1 protein-coding gene is annotated in these 605 nt (G+C 73.6%); it reads right to left on the bottom strand.

The annotated features are described in order from the left end of the window. Positions 1-5 precede the first annotated feature (5 nt). A partial coding sequence (locus ACPYN7_RS18040; RefSeq protein WP_424348563.1) for an NADH-quinone oxidoreductase subunit H occupies positions 6-605 on the bottom strand: 600 nt, incomplete at its 5' end.

Below are 605 nucleotides of genomic sequence, written 5' to 3'. Positions count from 1 at the left end.
ATGGCTCAGCCCTTCCAGACGACGACGAGGGACACGACCAGGTCCTGGACCACGGCGGCCGGGAGCAGGACCACCCACCCGATCTCCATGAACCGGTCCGGGCGCAGCAGCGGGATCCTCCGCCGCAGCCACACGAGCACCGCGAGCACCAGCACGGTCTTCACCAGGACCCACGCCCAGCCGGGCAGGACGGGCCCGGCGCCGCCACCGAGGAAGAGCGGCACCGAGAAGGCGGCGCCGGCGGTCAGGAACAGGTAGCGCCCGGCCTGCAGCACGAGGCGGTCGACCCCCGAGAGCTCGGCCAGCACGCCGCCGCCGATGTCGGCGGCCAGCGCCGGGGCGAAGGGCCCCCACACGGAGAAGCCCGTCACGCCGATGAGGAAGACGAGGAACGCCACCGGCATCCACACCACGAACCACACGCCGTCCTGGGCCGCGGCGACATCCCCCACGGCCAGGCTGCCGGCGGCGATGGCCGGGGCCACCAGCGCGAACATCAGCGGCAGTTCGTAGGCCAGGCCGTGCGCCAGGAAGCGGTAGCCGCCCACCAGGCCGTGGGTGGAGTTCGCGCCCCACCCCGCGAGCCAGACCAGCGCCCAGACCAT

It is taken from the genome of Kocuria sp. CH-021, from assembly GCF_049716185.1.
Taxonomy (GTDB): Bacteria; Actinomycetota; Actinomycetes; order Actinomycetales; family Micrococcaceae; genus Kocuria; species Kocuria cellulosilytica.
This window is presented reverse-complemented; position numbering and strand designations above follow the sequence as displayed.